The 15,722-nt window shown below is 46.8% G+C and carries 12 protein-coding genes; 5 read left to right on the top strand and 7 right to left on the bottom strand.

The window, feature by feature from the left end; translation table 11 throughout:
• The first annotated feature begins 65 nt into the window (after positions 1 to 65).
• Positions 66 to 1,349: a 3-deoxy-D-manno-octulosonic acid transferase gene (locus tag QLG00_RS06065; RefSeq protein WP_282470670.1), complete on the top strand. Its 1,284-nt coding sequence runs from the start codon at positions 66 to 68 to the stop codon at positions 1,347 to 1,349.
• A complete protein-coding gene (locus tag QLG00_RS06060; protein WP_282470669.1) occupies positions 1,346 to 2,053 on the top strand; it encodes a 16S rRNA (uracil(1498)-N(3))-methyltransferase in 708 nt (235 codons plus the stop codon). The genes QLG00_RS06065 and QLG00_RS06060 overlap by 4 nt, the downstream gene beginning before the upstream one ends.
• Here the strand turns inward: QLG00_RS06060 and QLG00_RS06055 are convergent.
• Positions 2,033 to 2,983 (bottom strand): mechanosensitive ion channel family protein, encoded by a 951-nt coding sequence (locus tag QLG00_RS06055; RefSeq protein WP_228267716.1) that lies wholly within the window; start codon positions 2,981 to 2,983, stop codon positions 2,033 to 2,035. The genes QLG00_RS06060 and QLG00_RS06055 overlap by 21 nt on opposite strands.
• Before the next feature lie 135 nt (positions 2,984 to 3,118).
• Complete coding sequence (locus QLG00_RS06050; RefSeq protein WP_282470668.1) at positions 3,119 to 3,703, bottom strand: DUF805 domain-containing protein; 585 nt, start codon at positions 3,701 to 3,703, stop codon at positions 3,119 to 3,121.
• Positions 3,704 to 3,988: 285 nt separating this feature from the next.
• On the opposite strand from QLG00_RS06050, the gene acs reads away from it, so the two are divergent.
• Together acs and QLG00_RS06040 are read left to right on the top strand one after the other, a co-directional pair.
• Positions 3,989 to 5,944 carry an acetate--CoA ligase gene (gene acs, locus QLG00_RS06045; protein WP_282470667.1) on the top strand — a complete coding sequence of 652 codons (1,956 nt, stop codon included), beginning with the start codon at positions 3,989 to 3,991 and terminating at the stop codon, positions 5,942 to 5,944.
• A gap of 141 nt (positions 5,945 to 6,085) precedes the next feature.
• Positions 6,086 to 7,267: an acyl-CoA dehydrogenase family protein gene (locus QLG00_RS06040; RefSeq protein ID WP_282470666.1), complete on the top strand. Its 1,182-nt coding sequence runs from the start codon at positions 6,086 to 6,088 to the stop codon at positions 7,265 to 7,267.
• A 22-nt stretch (positions 7,268 to 7,289) separates the two neighbouring features.
• Here QLG00_RS06040 and QLG00_RS06035 read toward each other — a convergent pair whose 3' ends face one another.
• From QLG00_RS06035 to msuE, 3 genes are all read right to left on the bottom strand, one after another.
• A complete protein-coding gene (locus QLG00_RS06035; protein WP_282470665.1) occupies positions 7,290 to 7,841 on the bottom strand; it encodes a cysteine hydrolase family protein in 552 nt (183 codons plus the stop codon).
• A gap of 219 nt (positions 7,842 to 8,060) precedes the next feature.
• Positions 8,061 to 9,161, bottom strand: coding sequence for a dimethylsulfone monooxygenase SfnG (gene sfnG / locus QLG00_RS06030; protein ID WP_282470664.1), 1,101 nt, complete (start codon positions 9,159 to 9,161; stop codon positions 8,061 to 8,063).
• Between the two features lie 30 nt (positions 9,162 to 9,191).
• Positions 9,192 to 9,926, bottom strand: coding sequence for an FMN reductase (gene msuE, locus QLG00_RS06025; RefSeq protein ID WP_004944832.1), 735 nt, complete (start codon positions 9,924 to 9,926; stop codon positions 9,192 to 9,194).
• 371 nt (positions 9,927 to 10,297) lie between these two features.
• Here msuE and QLG00_RS06020 point away from each other — a divergent pair, with 371 nt between their 5' ends.
• The gene (locus QLG00_RS06020; RefSeq protein WP_004933991.1) at positions 10,298 to 10,948 is read left to right on the top strand and encodes a response regulator transcription factor; all 651 of its coding nucleotides are present in this window, start codon (positions 10,298 to 10,300) and stop codon (positions 10,946 to 10,948) included.
• 60 nt (positions 10,949 to 11,008) lie between these two features.
• Here the strand turns inward: QLG00_RS06020 and QLG00_RS06015 are convergent, their stop codons facing one another.
• Both QLG00_RS06015 and QLG00_RS06010 read right to left on the bottom strand, forming a co-directional pair.
• Entirely contained in the window at positions 11,009 to 11,779 is a 771-nt protein-coding gene (locus QLG00_RS06015; protein ID WP_282470663.1) for a hypothetical protein, read from the bottom strand.
• 361 nt (positions 11,780 to 12,140) lie between these two features.
• Complete coding sequence (locus QLG00_RS06010; RefSeq protein ID WP_004944835.1) at positions 12,141 to 15,641, bottom strand: PAS domain-containing hybrid sensor histidine kinase/response regulator; 3,501 nt, start codon at positions 15,639 to 15,641, stop codon at positions 12,141 to 12,143.
• Between the last annotated feature and the right edge of the window lie 81 nt (positions 15,642 to 15,722).

The raw sequence follows: 15,722 nt of genomic DNA, 5'->3' as shown, positions 1-15,722 counted from the left end.
TACATTAACAAATGTATGGCGCTCTGCTATATTCTGCCCATCGAATATGTATTGAGACAGATGTATTGGCGACTCCATTGTGGTACAACGCGGCCTTGGTTTTACTCAAACCTTTGTATCGTTGGCGAATCCGTAAACGTGCCCAGAGTGACGCAACATACCAGCAAGAATGTTATGAACGTTTTGGTCCATTTCAGCCTCCTCAACATCGTCATGCCATCTGGTTTCATGCAGTCTCAGTCGGTGAGACCAATGCAGCACAGCCACTCATCGAACATTATCTTCAAGCGGGTCATCCGGTGTTGGTCACCAATACCACCAAAACGGGTCAAGCACGTGCCAAGACGCTTTTTTTAAAACCGCCCTATCAGGATCGTTTTCAAGCAGTTTATCTACCAGTCGATCAGGTGCATTTACTGCGTGAATTTTTTGCGCGTTATCAGCCTAAAATACTAATCTTGGTCGAAACTGAGCTGTGGCCCAATTTGATTGATCAGGCCGCACAACATGGAATAGCCCGAGTCTTAATCAATGCGCGCCTGTCGGAAAAATCCGCACGGGGTTATGCCCGTGTGGCGGGTCTTACCCGAGGGATGTTGAACAATCTGAGCACATTACTGGCGCAAGACCAAAATACCCAGCAGCGTTATATTGCGCTGGGTCTAGCCGCAGATAAATCCCAAGTGGTGGGAAATATCAAATTTGATATTCGTGCACCCGAAGCGGTAGGGTTGCAAGCGGCATCTCTAGTGCAGCAGTGGCAACTCGGCACACGTAAAATAATGGTGCTTGCCAGTACTCATGCACCCGAAGAACAGCAGCTTTTGACTGCCCTTAAAACGCATCTAAATCATGATCCTGCGCTACTTTGTATTGTAGTGCCACGCCATCCCGAACGTTTTGATGAGGTGTTCCGTGTAAGTCAGGATCTGGGCTTAAATACCTCACGGCGCAGTCTTGCCGAATCTATCATGCCCGAGACGCAGGTTTATCTGGCCGATAGTATGGGAGAGTTGTGGTTGTGGTATGCACTGGCACAGGTTGCTTTTGTTGGGGGATCACTCAATACGCCCGGCGGTGGTCATAATATTTTAGAACCTATGGCACTGGATTGTCCGGTGGTGATTGGGCCACGTTATTTCAATTTTCAAACCATTGTAGATGAGTTTGTTGAGGCAGCAGCGATTGATGTTGCTCTAGATGCGCTTCAGGCAGTCGAGTATTTACTCAGCTATGCCAACGCATCTGCCCAAGCCGCGGCACGTGCTCAGCATGCGCAAACCATTTTAGCCCGTAATCAGGGAGCGCTGGATCGCCATATTGCGCTGCTCGATGGATATATCACATGAATCTGGTCTTGATTCCACCACAAGAAAATCTCTCTGGGCCATGGCAAATTCATGAACCGCGTCAGGTCATGCATTTGCGCGAGCAACTGAACTTGCAAGTGGGAGATACGCTCAAAGTCGGGATACTGGGGCAGGCACGCTACCTCACCCGAGTGATGACAATTACAGCGCAATCTATTGAGGTAATGCCGCTACAGCAAGAAGCGTGTCCTAAAAAACTTCCAGTCACGCTTATTGTGGCACTGCCACGCCCCAAAGTGCTGCGCCGTTTAATCATGGACAGTGTGACACTTGGTGTTGAGCGAATTTGCCTGATTCACAGCTATCGGGTGGATAAGAGTTACTGGCAAACGCCATTTTTACAGCAGCTTGATGATTATGTACAACTGGGGCTAGAACAGGCCGGCGATACAGTTGCTCCAGACATTCAGCTCTACAAACGCTTCAAACCGTTTGTAGAAGATATTTTACCGGGCATGATTCAACCAGAACGTCCAGCCTACGTGGCGCATCCGTATAGCGCACAAACCATGCCTATCAATATTTCACACGGCTGTTCACTCATTATTGGCCCCGAGGGTGGCTTTATTTCATATGAAGTCGAACTGATGCAAAAAAACGGCTGCCAGACGTATCAGTTAGGCAGCCGTATTTTGCGAACCGAAACCGCAGTATCTTACGTGTTAGGTCGACTGTTTAGCTGAGTCGGTAGGCGTTGAGGCAGTATGTGGCAATGCTGCGGTCGACTCTTTATGTACTTTTACTTCTTGTACCGGGTAAGGAATATTAATACCTTCCTGATTAAAAGCACGTTTCACCTCAGTCTGAATCTCACTCACTGAGGCTGAAATATTGGTTTCAGTGGTATCAATCCACCAACGCACCGTGAGGTTGACCGAAAAATCGGCCAGTGCTGTCACATTCACACTAAATGCAGGCTGGCTGAGGACATTACGATTATTGTCCAAAATATTCAAAATAATGCTTTTGGCTTGTTGTTCATCGTCGTCATAACCGATGCCGACCACAAATTCACAGCGACGGCGCTGATAGGCGGTATTCACGGTAATGGCACTGGTGTATACCGTGGCATTTGGGATCACAATGCGGCGCCCATCGTAGGAACGAATAAAGGTTGCGCGAATCTGGATATCTTCAACTGTACCTTCCATTCCGTTGACAACAATGTCATCGCCAATACGAAACGGTTCACCCAGTAAAATCAGTACGCCAGATAACAGGTTTTGGAAAATATCTTTAAATGCAAAACCAATTGCCACCGAACCGATACCGAGTGCGCTCATGAGCTGACCTGGTGTGAATCCCGGAATCGCAATCACCAGTGCAATCAGAAAACCGATAAACAAGATGAGGACAGATCCAACACGATTCAGAACCAAGACCAAATTTTGACGGGTATAACTACGATTAGTCAGGGTTTTATCAACGAATAGTTTAAAGACCTTGGTCAACAACCAGAAAACTAAAAATACGACAAGCGCGATACATAAATAAGGAATACGCTCCCAAAAACTATCTACAATTTTATCAATTGCAGTATAAGTTTCATGGTATTTCTCGGTATGCTGTAGAACGGATTGAGTGGTTTTTTGCCCCGCTTGTTGCAATAGCATCGCTGTATCTGATGCGACCTGATCTAGTTTATTTTCTTCAGACACTCGAATTCCTGATGTGATAAAAGTTAAGAGAAAAGTAATGCGAAAGTGTAGTATGAACTGTATATTCGCTCAACCTTTCACATATTTTGTTTAGAAATAACCAGTGTGTGACTGAAGCATTAAATGCTGTAAATCGATATTGCCAGTACTCATCATAAAGTGCATGGCTTGTCCAAAAACCAAAATACTCATCACAAACATCAGCACGACCAACCATCCCATCAGCTTTTCTAAAAAATGAGAAGGTCGGGGTGGACCATAATCATTTACCCCAGATGAACCCGGCGCGATCAGTAAATACAGCAATAGAATCCATTGAATCACGGGCAGTAAAAACAGCAGGCTCCACCAGCCAGAATGATTGGTGTCGTGTAAGCGTCGAATGATAAGGAGCAGATGAAGATAGATAAATAACAACGTGCCAGCGAGCAGCAACCACCCCGAGCCATCGAGCCATAATGCTAACCCATGATCGTACAGTGTTCCAAAATCAAGACGAATTACACCTAAGCCGAAGTGAAGCAATAACAGCAATGCAATGGGTAACAAATTAAAGAAACCATACCAGCCCAAGTAGCTTAAACGATTAAAGCGTCCTCGAGTCGAGAAGGGGTGATCGTTACGGCGTGCAGGGTGTGATGACCAGTCGGAATGATCGGTTGAGGTAGAATGCATATCATCCTCCTGTTGAAGCGCTGCCTGAAACGTCAAGATGGATGCGGATACAGGCAATCGTATGAATGTCTTCAAGAAATACTACAACCAACATACAAAAAATGTTGAGTCTTTGGGTGTTTAAATTGTTTCGAATCTGATAGGTTGAAAAATATACGACCAAATGCGTATTGTCAGGCCCAACCACGTGTGTGGATACTGCTTCAGCAACAACAAAAAAAGATCAAACACAGTGTCGGTTAAAAAAGCCTCGTGATGGGGCCTAAAAATCAAGGAAGTGATACTATGAATGAAATCTATCCAGTACCAGAAGAGTTTAAAAAAACAGCCCGAACCATTGAAGCCGATTATTTGGCGCGCTATCAGCAATCAATCGATGACCCTGATGGATTCTGGGCAGAAGAAGCCCGCAATGTCGATTGGATTAAGCCATTTACACAAGTTAAAAATACCAATTACGCGGCCGATGATTTTAAAATCGAATGGTTTGCCGACGGGCAATTAAATGTATGTGCCAACTGTCTGGATCGACATCTTAAAACACATCCGCACAAGCCTGCCATCATTTGGGAAGGCGATCATCCATCACGGCATAAAATTATTTCTTTCAAAGAGCTGTATGAAGAGGTGTGCCGTTTTGCCAACGTGCTAAAAAAATATGGCATCGAAAAGGGCGACCGTGTGGTGTTGTATATGCCAATGGTGTCTGAAGCGGCGATCGCCATGTTGGCCTGTGCACGGATTGGTGCGGTGCATTGTGTGGTATTTGGTGGTTTTTCACCCGATTCGCTCGCCAGCAGGATAGAAGATTGTCAGGCTAAACTGGTGATCACTGCCGATGCCGGTATGCGTGGCGGTAAGTTACTGCCATTAAAAGAAAGTGTCGATGAAGCCCTAAAAGTTAAGGGAACCGAGTCGGTTGAGCATGTGATCGTGGTTCATCGCACAGGTAATCTGGTTCGCTTTCAAGAGGGGCGTGATCTTTGGTATCACGTGGTGATTACCGAAGTGAATGATGTGTGTCCACCCGAACCCATGAATGCAGAAGATCCGTTATTTATTTTGTATACCTCCGGCTCGACGGGTAAACCCAAAGGTGTTCTGCATACCACAGGTGGCTACTTGGTGTACGCCACCACCACATTCAGAGAAGTTTTTGATATCAAGCAAGATGATGTGTATTGGTGTACTGCCGATGTGGGCTGGATCACGGGGCACAGTTACCTGATTTACGGGCCACTGTCGAATGGTACCAGTACGCTGATGTTTGAAGGTGTACCGCAATATCCGACGTGGGCCAGAATTGGACATATTATCGATAAGCACAAGGTCACCATTTTATATACTGCCCCAACGGCAATACGCTCCATGATGCGTGAAGGCGATGCCTATGTACGTGAAAGTGATCGGAGCAGTTTACGACTGCTGGGCACGGTGGGTGAGCCGATTAATCCGGAAGCGTGGTCATGGTATTACAACGTGGTGGGAGAGGGACGCTGTCCGGTGGTTGATACTTGGTGGCAAACCGAAACTGGCGGAATTTTGATTGCACCACTTCCGGGTGCAACCGACCTAAAACCGGGCTCGGCTACACGTCCATTTTTTGGTGTGCAACCTGCACTGGTAGATGGTGACGGACATGAAATTGAAGGTGCTGCCGAAGGCAATCTTGTGATTAAAGATGCTTGGCCAGGACAGATGCGAACCATCTGGGGCGATCCGAAACGGTTCATTGAAGCTTATTTCTCGACCTTTCCCGGGCGTTACTTTACCGGCGATGGTGCACGTCGTGATGAAGACGGTTATTACTGGATTACCGGACGAGTCGATGATGTGTTGAATATTTCGGGGCACCGCTTGGGTACAGCCGAGATCGAAAGTGCACTGGTTGCGCATCCGCATGTGGCTGAGGCTGCGGTGGTGGGTATGCCGCATGACATTAAAGGGCAAGGCATTTGTACCTTTGTGACGCTACAGGCAGGTGTGGAAGAGTCTGAAGAATTACGTCAAGAGCTGGTACAGTGGGTGCGAAAAATACTGGGACCGATTGCTACCCCAGACGCGCTGCACTGGGCACCTGCTTTGCCCAAAACCCGTTCTGGAAAGATCATGCGGCGCATTTTAAGAAAAATTGCGGCAAATGAGCTAGACAGCTTGGGCGATACCTCCACCTTGGCAGATCCCGCCGTGGTTGAACATCTGATTCATACGGTATACCCAGCGTCGAAAGCAGCCACTTAAGTGCTGACAGCATCTCCTGCTTAAGTGAGCAGGAGGTGTTTTTATTTTATTGTTTTGAGCAAAGCTATGCCTAAATTTGCATAAAGCAGTGGGCAGAGATTTGCTAGGCTTAGACCTTGTTTTGGTCCTTCGGATTTGCGCATGAATCAACCTTATTTTGCACAGACATTTGATCCCTTGGCACAAGCTCAAAGCTTGGCGGCAGCGTTTGAGAAAACCGCAGCCGTACGGGACAAGCAAGGGGGCACGGCCAAAATTGAGCGTGATTTGATTCGGGCTAGCGGACTACTCTCGCTTTCAATTCCCAAAGCATATGGTGGGCAGGGAGCCGACTGGGAAACAATTTTTAAGACCATTCAACTGATTGCACAGGTCGATAGTTCTCTGGCGCATGTCTATGGTTTCCACCACTTACTGATTGCCACGGTTCAGCTTTTTACCCAGCCCGAGCAGTATGAGAGCTGGTTTCGCCAGACCGCTCAGCAACAGCTCTTTTGGGGCAATGCACTGAATCCGCTAGATCGGCGTACGCAGGTGCAACAGCTCAACGACGATACTTTTATTTTTCAGGGTGAAAAAAGCTTTTGTTCGGGTTCAATCGATTCAGACATGCTGCTTTGTTCGGGTTATACCCAAGAGGATAAACTGCTGATTGCGGTAGTGCCCACGCAACGTGACGGTATTCGTTTTTTAGGCGACTGGAATAACATGGGACAGCGCCAGACCGACAGCGGCACCACTCATTTTGAACAGGTCAAGATTTTAAAGCATGAATTACTGCTCAACCCCGGGCCACTGAGTACACCGTATTCGAGCCTAAGGCCTTTAATTGCGCAGCTGATTTTTGTGCATTTGTTTTTGGGCGTCGCAGAGGGCGCTTTTAAAGTCGCACATCAGGCGGTGCAACATCAAAAAGCATGGGCCACGTCAAGCGCAACGCAAAGTGTAGATGACCCCTATATTCAAAAGCATTTTGCCGAATTTTACGTGCAACTTGAAAGTGTCCGCTTACTGACCAACAAAGCCCGTACGCTCTTACAAAACGCGTGGAACGAAGGGCCAGACTTGAGTGCTCAGCAACGGGGTGAGGTATCGGTGGCCGTGGCCACAGCGAAAATTGCAGCGACTCGCACGAGTCTGATGCTCACACAAGATATGTTTCAGGTGATGGGTGCCAGAGCGACTACAGCAGCGCTGAATCTGGATCGCTTCTGGCGAAATGTAAGAACCCAAACCTTGCATGATCCAATCGATTACAAATATCAAGAGGTCGGGGAGTGGGTATTAACTGGCAAAGTTCCGCATCCTAGTTTTTATTCCTAACCATGACCTTTGGTATTGAATCTCAGGTTGCAGCGTGCGCTTGTAAAAAAGCCGCGGTGCTTTGAACATCGGCAAAGGTGGTGAGTGCACTCAAAAATGCATGTTGTACGGCATCGGCGGGTGTGGTGTGACTCTCAAAGGTTAAATCGCGTGTTGCTGTTGCATCGGCAATTAAAATCGGCTGATAGCCACGCTCCGCTGCGGCACGGGTACTGGAGTCGATACACATGTGCGTCATCATGCCGGTAATGACCAACTGTTCAATCTCCAAGGTTTTTAAGGTGTCTTCTAGTGAGGTATTTAAAAAACTGTTCGGTTTGTTTTTTGGAATGACAATCGCATGAGCTTGGCGCTTGAGCCCGGCATGTAACTCGACTCCAGATGTATTGGGACGAAAAAAAGTGGCTTCTGGCGGGTTGATATGCTGAATATAAATAACCGGTAAATTCTGTTCGACGAAGTATGTCTCAAGACGATTAATCTGGCTGAGCGCTTGGTCTGGGCCCACCAGTGTCATTGCACCACCTTCAAAATAGTCATTTTGTACATCAATGATCAGCAACGCTTGTTTCATGGTTTATTCTCGTTTTGATGATGCGATGTTTTTAGCTTAAATGGGAATATCCCTCGATACCATGTCAGATTGAGGTAAAATTGTTGGGCTTCGTTATCTCATGAGTTATTGTGATTTGACGAATGATTGCGTTACAGCATTTTTAAAATAAAAAAATACCCCGAGCCGAGTCTCAGGGTAAAGATGTATGTACCACCACGTTATTATTATAATTTCTCCTTAAGCAGATTTGGCAGTGATTTCCTGCTGCTGCTCCAGTTCGCGTACCAGTGGCAACACATGCTGTCCGAAATACTCGACTTCTTCGATAAAATGTAAAAACCCAGACAAAATCAGATCAACCCCCACATGTTTCAAGGCAACAATCCGTTCTGCGATTTGCTGCGGTGTTCCAATCAGATTGGTTTTAAAGCCATCGTTATACTGCACTAAATCTTCGAAGGTCGACTTGGCCCAGTTTCCTTCACCTTCGGGGCTGGCAGCTCCCGCCTGACGTGTGGCATCGCCAAAGGCATGTACCGCTTCGGTATTGGCCTGATCAATAATTGACTGTAATACGGCTTGCGCTTCTTGTTCTGTATCTCGGGCAATAATAAAGGCATTTACTCCAATTTTAACCTGATGCTGGTTGGCCTTGGCTTTGCTGCGAATATCGTGTACTTGTTTTTGAATTTCCTCGACGCTATTGCCGTTGGTAAAATACCAGTCCGATACCCGAGAGGCCATGTCACGTGCTGCCCGTGAGCTGCCTCCTTGAAAGACTTCGATATGCGGTTGCTGTAGCGGTTTTGGCTTTAAGGTATAGTTTTGAAACTGATAGTAGTTGCCGTCAAAACTAAAATTGTCTTGTGTCCAAATGCCCTTTAGGCTGCGGATAAATTCCTCCGAGCGTGCATAGCGCTGATCGTGCTCGGGCCATGGCTCGCCAATGGCATCAAACTCACCTTTAAACCAGCCACTCACCACATTGATGGCAATACGCCCCTGTGTAAGATAATCAATGGTCGCCAGTTGTTTGGCTGCCAGTACGGGTTTCCATGGGCCGGGTAATATGGCCGCAATTACTTTAAGCTTTTCGGTTTTGGCCAATAAGGCATGACTAAAGCTCACCGATTCATGCTGATACTCTGCGCCGTAGCCTGCAGTAAAGCGAATTTGAGTCAGGGCATATTCAAAGCCATTTGCTTCTGCGGCCTGAGCCAGTTTAATGTTGTATTCGTAGCTCCAGTCAGTTCGTTGTTCGATATTGCTGACCACGAGTCCACCACTGACATTGGGGACCCAGTACGCAAATTTGATGGGTGCAGTTGATTGACTCATGGCAAAACTCCTTCTCATAAACGGTACGGCTTAGGCCACGTTGCTTTTTAAATTTTTAGGATGCAAGCGAGATTCGGCAGCGTCCAGATTGGGAACCGCAGCCGATGGCAAAACTTCGTCCTGCTCGATTTGTTTGTTGATGCCCAGATTTTGGTTGGCCTGAGCTGTTTTGTCTTTGACCACCTCGGCGCGCTGGCCTTTGGCAGGTGCCCATTCCAAAATAGGCAGTGCACGTGCCACAGCCAAGGTAATGCGGTCACGAAGTAAATCGCTTTGAATGCTATAGTCTTTCGCAAAGTCGCGATCGGTGGCGTAGACGCCAATTGGCAGTGTTTGCGCTTGGAAAAAGCTAAACAATGGGCGTAGCTGATGTTCAAGTACGAGAGCATGGCGGTCACTACCACCTGAGGCTGCCAGCAAAACAGGGACATCGACCAGCGCGGTTTGTTCAACGAAATCAAAAAAATGCTTGAACAGGCCAGTAAAAGATGCACGGTATACCGGCGTACCTACAATCAAGGCATCGGCTGCTTCAACCTTGGCGAGATCGTCTTGCACGCGCTGCGGAAGCTGGTTACGGTAAATCGCACCGCCAAGCAAATGACCGATTTCGCTAAACTTAATAAAATGCACCTGAATCGGGGTTGCATCGGCCAGCTCATTTAGAATTTCTTGAACCAGTGCTTCAGTTTTAGATGGATGATTTAAACCGCCAGAAACGGCAACAATATTGAGTGGTTTTTGAGTATTTGAATGTTGTGGCATGATCAACCTAAATAGCAAATAAAACAATTGATCCTATTAATCGGTATTTCCAGCCTCAGGTAAAATAATCAAATTGTGAAACCTTATCGTTTTTTCTTCTATATTGGCACACGCGTTCATCGGTGTATAAAGGCTATTTTAACCCTATGAATTTATTTTATTTTCTTCTTTAAGATAAGGTCTTCAGTATTTTTAATAAAATTATAACAATAATCACTAAGCTTTAAGCGATTTTGAAAAAACGAAAAAAAAACTGAAATCTAACGGCTTAACCGACATTTTATATAAAAATTGGGTAATATGGTTCTATCCTTAAAGCCAGCAGTATGAGTAAAATCAAGATACTGCGCCAGAGATCTCTCGTTTCGCTTATGAATATTTTAATCGTCGATGATCATCCTCTGTTTCGCCATGCCCTAATTCAGGCGGTGCGATACAGTCTGCCTCAAGCTCAAATTTATGAAACTGCAGCAGTCAATGAATTTTACGAGCGCTTAGAAAGTGGAGCAGAGCCAGATCTGGTATTGCTGGATTTAAACTTACCGGGTGCATCGGGCTTTTCTGCGCTGGTGCATGTGCGTGCGCAATATCCGTCGCTACCGATTATTGTGGTGTCTGCACATGAAGAGACCTCGATTATCCAGCGTGCGATTGCTCATGGTGCCATGGGCTATATTCCAAAATCTGCGCATCCAAGTCATATTGGCGAAGCCATCCGCCATGTGCTGGAAGGTGAAATCTGGTTGCCACCCAACTTACCTAATAATTTAAGTTTCGATCCGCGCGCTGCAGATGAAACCGAGCTGGCCGAACGTATTCAGTCGCTGACGCCGCAGCAGTTTCGCGTTTTAATGATGGTGGCTGAAGGTTTGCTCAATAAGCAAATTGCCTATGAATTAGATGTTTCAGAAGCGACCATTAAGGCGCATGTGACCGCTATTTTCCGTAAACTGGGCGTACAAAATCGTACCCAAGCGGTATTGGCGATTAATGCCCTAAATATTGAAGACAAAAGACTTTAACTATTTAAGTGTATATGTAAAAAACAGGGGAAAATCCCCTGTTTTTTTATGGCCAAAAATTTAAGCCAGACAGTCTTGCTTGGTGGTAATGTTGTCACAGTACAGCGGATTGAGCGCACAGTGCAGTTCATCGATTTGATCTTGAGTCACATAACCTTTTTGTTTGAGGTACTCGGCCACGCGATCATCGCGCAGGCTCAAAAAAGTGGCATCATATACCCCTAAATCGACAAACAAGGCCGCCGTTTCGAGGCTGTTGAATCGATCCAGAAAGATATCGTCGCCATACATTAAAAAGATATGATCATCTTCGGCACGCATGTCGACATTCAAGCGCTGGGCCAGCTTTTTAGGTGCTGTCTTGATAAAAAGTAGATCCGATAGTTCATCAAACTGCGACATATCCAGTGCTTCATGACCGTGTTTGACTCGTCCAAGCCATGCTTTAAACACCAAGACCGCACCGCCACGAAGTAACATGCTCCACATTTGATGGCGGATTTTTTCATCTAGCATGTTGCCTTCTAATTCAAGCTGTTGCAGCAGATCTTCTTCTTTTTGGGCAAGTTTTTCAAATAATCCGAGCCCTTGTGGGCGATACATGGCCGGTTCAAACACGTCGAGCTGTAACTCATCAAACACTTGCAAGGCCAGTGGCACAACACTGCGGTATATGGTATCGAGGGCCTGTTTGTGTTCTGCTTTGAGTTTACTGTGTGGAAACAAAACGTCCCAATCGATATCGGGTAACAGGGCATTGGCACTGTATTCACGATAAAATTGCTGTGAACTGTGTAGATCGAATGAAGCTGCATCATCTGAGGTAATCATGACGAATGTCCTTTCTTATATCTGCAAGAGATCAACCGATCGGGTTGATGTGGGCTGCTTTTCACTGTTATGAGTTTTTTGGAATGCAATAGATATTAGACTAAAGTTTTATAGTGGCTATTTTTATGATAAAAGTTATATTTTTCAAATCATTATTGAATTGTAACTAACTATGGCAGTGTTCATTTACAAAAAGGTCAGACTTTGCCATAGTCACTCGTACTTTGCTGGATTTGATCAATCAATCGCCAAAAAAAAGCGCGCTATCTGAACACTTTTGCCAACCATTCGTCTATGTGGCATGGCTTCAGGTCATTTCTTGCAAAAAATGGCCTGAAGCGGGTAGGTAGAGCCAAGCGTTTTAGCGAGTTGGAGATGAAATTTTCAAGCCAGATAACCATGCCCGTAATCCGGCCGGTTTAAGTGGCTTTTTGAGTAACATCACATTGAGCTCTTTGAGTCGCTGTGGCAGCTCGGGATCGGAGTCTGCGGTAATCAGTGCAACCGGAACCTGATCTTGTCGATGCTGCAAAATAAAGTCGAGGCCGAGTTGCTGGTTGTTCAGATGCTGATCGATCAACCAGACCTGAATATTATGCTGTTGAATCAAGGCGTAGGCCTGTTCGGGTTCTGTGGCTTTAAAGACTTCATACCCCCATTTCGACAACAGCGTACTCATCCCCTCCAAAATGGTTTCGTCATTGTCTAAACATAAAATCCGGTAAGCTTTGGTTTTTAGGGGAATCGCCTGTGCTTGCGGTGCCATCACTTTAGGCGCATCTACGGTAGGTACCTCAATGATAAAGCATGAGCCTTGACCAATCTGGGAGTACACCTCGACCGGATGATCGAGCAAACTGGTCATACGCTGTACAATCGCCAGACCCAATCCTAGGCCTTGTTCACCCCAAGGCGAAGTATGGCCGCAGCGTTCAAACTCTTGAAACAGTTTGATGCGCTGTTCTTCTGCAATCCCTGGGCCTGTATCCCATACCCCTATACGGATATGCTGTGGTCGGGTGCTATGGCGTAACACGCCCACCACCACACGGCCCTTGGCGGTGTAGCGTAAGGCATTACTGACAAAGTTTTGAATAATCCGACGAATCCACTGTGGATCGGTGTCGATCCAGAATTTGGCATCGTGGACATTCAGGCGAATATTACGCTGCGCTGCAATCGACTTAAATTGCAGTTCGAGATCGCTCAATAAATCATGCAGTGGGTAAGACTGTCGTTTGGGCTGTAATGAGCCGCCTTCAAGACGTGCAATATCGAGCAATGCCGACAACATGCTTTCGGCACCATGTAGCGCTCGATCAAGCTGTTGGAGCGTTTTACGATCGTCCTCACGAGACACACTTTGCTCCAATGCAGTACTAAACAAACGCGCCGCATGCATGGGCTGAAGCAGATCATGACTGGCTGCAGCAATAAAGCGGCTTTTCGACATATTGGCCTTATCGGCCTGTTCACGTGCGAGCTGTTGTTCGGCCAAAGCGGTTTCAAGCTGTTGGGTACGATCACTGACCCGTGCTTCCAAAATCGCTTCATTTTCACGAAACGCCGTGATGTCGGCAAAGGTGGTAACAAAGCCACCGCCTTCGATAGGATTACCGCGCATTTGAATGACACGGCCATCTTTACGAATCCGTTCAAATTCATGTGCGCTGCCCACTTTCATCCAGTGAATTCGCTTACGTACATGTTCTTCAATTGAGCCTGGTCCGCATTCACCGCGTTCGGCGTTATAACGAATCAGATCGGCAATTGGACAGCCGACGTACACCAGATCTTTCGGGTAATCAAACAGCTTTAAATATTGATTGTTCCATGCCACCAGACACATGTTTTCATCGACCACGCTCACGCCTTGGGTCATATGATCGATCATGGTCATGAGCAAATTCTGGTTAAAGCGCTGCCACTGCGAGGCTTGGTCCAAAATATTGGCCACCTGACCCAAGGCCAGTCCATTATTGACCATGGCGGTGGTGAGTAATGTCCGTGCAGATGCCGCCCCAATCGTGCCCGCCAAATACTGCTCGGTGAAGCGCCACCACATGCCGTTGGCGACGCTGTTGGGATTAAGCAGTACATCATTTTGCTCACAAAACTGTTTGAAGGCCTGTTGTGTCGGCCCTTCACCGGTAATGCGTTTGGCTAGCGTAATCAAATCACCCACTTTAAGCCGAGCCGCATCGTGATGCAGATAGCTCATATCTGTTGAGGTGTGATGCGATGGTAAAGGCTTGGTTTCGTAGTAAAAGAAACTTTCCGCCTGAATCTGCTCTGCCACACTGGGGCGATAAATCTTGGAAATCCAGACATACAAAATGGTGTTGAGGCCCAATGACCAGATCACCCCGTGAGTCAGTGGCGCAAAAGATTCGAAGCCAAGCAAAGCCTCAGGGCGCAAGAGGTTTAAGTGAAAAGGACCAAATACCAACACCTGATGCGCGAAGGCTTGATAGGCGTCTGGAAGGCTTCTTAAAATTGTCGGGAACAGCAGAGTATAGGTCCACATAAAAAAACCGACAATGAGTCCGGCATATACGCCTTGACGGCTTCCACCGCGCCAATACAAACCTCCAATAAGTGAGGGCGCAAATTGTGCTACTGCACTAAAGGCCAGTAAACCAAAGACTGAAAGCTGATCGATATCATTAAAAAAGTGGAAAAATAAAAAACCGAGTAGCATCACAGCCAAAATACAAATACGTCGGGTGAGCTTTAAAAATTGTGGTAAGCGTTTATCATGTCTGGATAATAAATTTAGGCGCCAGAGCGCCGGCATGATCAGATCGTTACTGAGCATGATCGACAAAGCCACTGACGATACCAGAAGCATGCCGGTTGATGCCGAAAAACCTCCCAAAAATGCCAGTAAGCTGAGCCAATCTTGATTAAAACTTAATGGCAGTGACAGTACTGCCACATCTGGAATAGTTAAAAAATTAGGTGATGCATGCAGTGCCCAACTGGCAATCGGAATAATTGCCACGGTGGTTAAAATTAAATACACCGCAAACCAGCGGCGCGCACCGCGAATATGTTTTTCGTCACGTAACTCGACCACCGCCACATGAAACTGCCGCGGTAAACAAATAATGGCCAGTCCGGCAAGTAGCGTTTGAATCCAGAAGGTTTCCGGTACACCAAACATCTGTACATTGTGAAAGGTTTTGGCGACATCTTCACTGACTTGTCGCATATTGGCGGGTGATTCAATCAGAAAAAAAACCGCCACGCACAGCAGGGCAAACAGTTTGACAAATGACTCAAAGGCGACTGCCAGCATGAGACCGCCATGTTGTTCGGTATTGGCAATTTGCCGTGTACCAAACATCATGGCCAGCAAAGCCAATATGCCGGTCAGGAGCAATACGCTATTGGTGGCCGTAGTCAAATGATCGGTGGCCTGATCTAAAATCACCGCAGTACTCAATGCCACGGCACGCAATTGCAACGCCAAGTACGGAATAATCGCAATCACCGCCAAAATGGTCACCAGTGAAGCCAAGGTCCCGCTTTTACCGTAACGTGCGGCAATAAAGTCGGCAATCGATGAGACAGCATGGTGCTGGCGAACACGGCCTAGGCGTCGCCAAATATCGTAGCCAAACCAGATAAAAATCAGGGGACCCAGATAAATGGGCAGGAAAATAATACCGTCTCGCACAGCGGCACCCGTGGCGCCGTAAAAGGTCCAAGATGAACAATATACGCCCAGTGTCAGGCTAAACAGCAGCATTCGTCCGCGAGGCCCTAAACGGCTGGCATGCCGCTCACCAAAAAAAGCGCAGAGAAATAAGACTAAAATATAGAGGGCGAGTCCGCCGATAATAAGCCAGCTGTTCATGCGATCGAATCTATGAAAACACAGGCCTATCATACCTTAAGCCACTTTAAAGCCCTGCATGTTGATTAAAATTTAGCGACC

Origin of the sequence: Acinetobacter sp. V89_7 (assembly GCF_029967895.1) — a bacterium.
GTDB lineage: Bacteria > Pseudomonadota > Gammaproteobacteria > Pseudomonadales > Moraxellaceae > Acinetobacter > Acinetobacter soli.
The sequence above is the reverse complement of the archived record's forward strand: the minus strand, read 5'-3'. Positions and strand labels throughout refer to the sequence as shown.

Excerpts from the sequence above, each read along its gene's own strand:
- QLG00_RS06060 (WP_282470669.1), top strand. The coding sequence starts at position 1,346 with ATGAATCTGGTCTTGATTCCACCACAAGAAAATCTCTCTGGGCCATGG.
- QLG00_RS06055 (WP_228267716.1), bottom strand. The coding sequence starts at position 2,983 with ATGCTATTGCAACAAGCGGGGCAAAAAACCACTCAATCCGTTCTACAG.
- QLG00_RS06050 (WP_282470668.1), bottom strand. The coding sequence starts at position 3,703 with ATGCATTCTACCTCAACCGATCATTCCGACTGGTCATCACACCCTGCA.
- acs (WP_282470667.1), top strand. The coding sequence starts at position 3,989 with ATGAATGAAATCTATCCAGTACCAGAAGAGTTTAAAAAAACAGCCCGA.
- QLG00_RS06040 (WP_282470666.1), top strand. The coding sequence starts at position 6,086 with ATGAATCAACCTTATTTTGCACAGACATTTGATCCCTTGGCACAAGCT.
- QLG00_RS06035 (WP_282470665.1), bottom strand. The coding sequence starts at position 7,841 with ATGAAACAAGCGTTGCTGATCATTGATGTACAAAATGACTATTTTGAA.
- sfnG (WP_282470664.1), bottom strand. The coding sequence starts at position 9,161 with ATGAGTCAATCAACTGCACCCATCAAATTTGCGTACTGGGTCCCCAAT.
- msuE (WP_004944832.1), bottom strand. The coding sequence starts at position 9,926 with ATGCCACAACATTCAAATACTCAAAAACCACTCAATATTGTTGCCGTT.
- QLG00_RS06020 (WP_004933991.1), top strand. The coding sequence starts at position 10,298 with ATGAATATTTTAATCGTCGATGATCATCCTCTGTTTCGCCATGCCCTA.
- QLG00_RS06015 (WP_282470663.1), bottom strand. The coding sequence starts at position 11,779 with ATGATTACCTCAGATGATGCAGCTTCATTCGATCTACACAGTTCACAG.
- QLG00_RS06010 (WP_004944835.1), bottom strand. The coding sequence starts at position 15,641 with ATGAACAGCTGGCTTATTATCGGCGGACTCGCCCTCTATATTTTAGTC.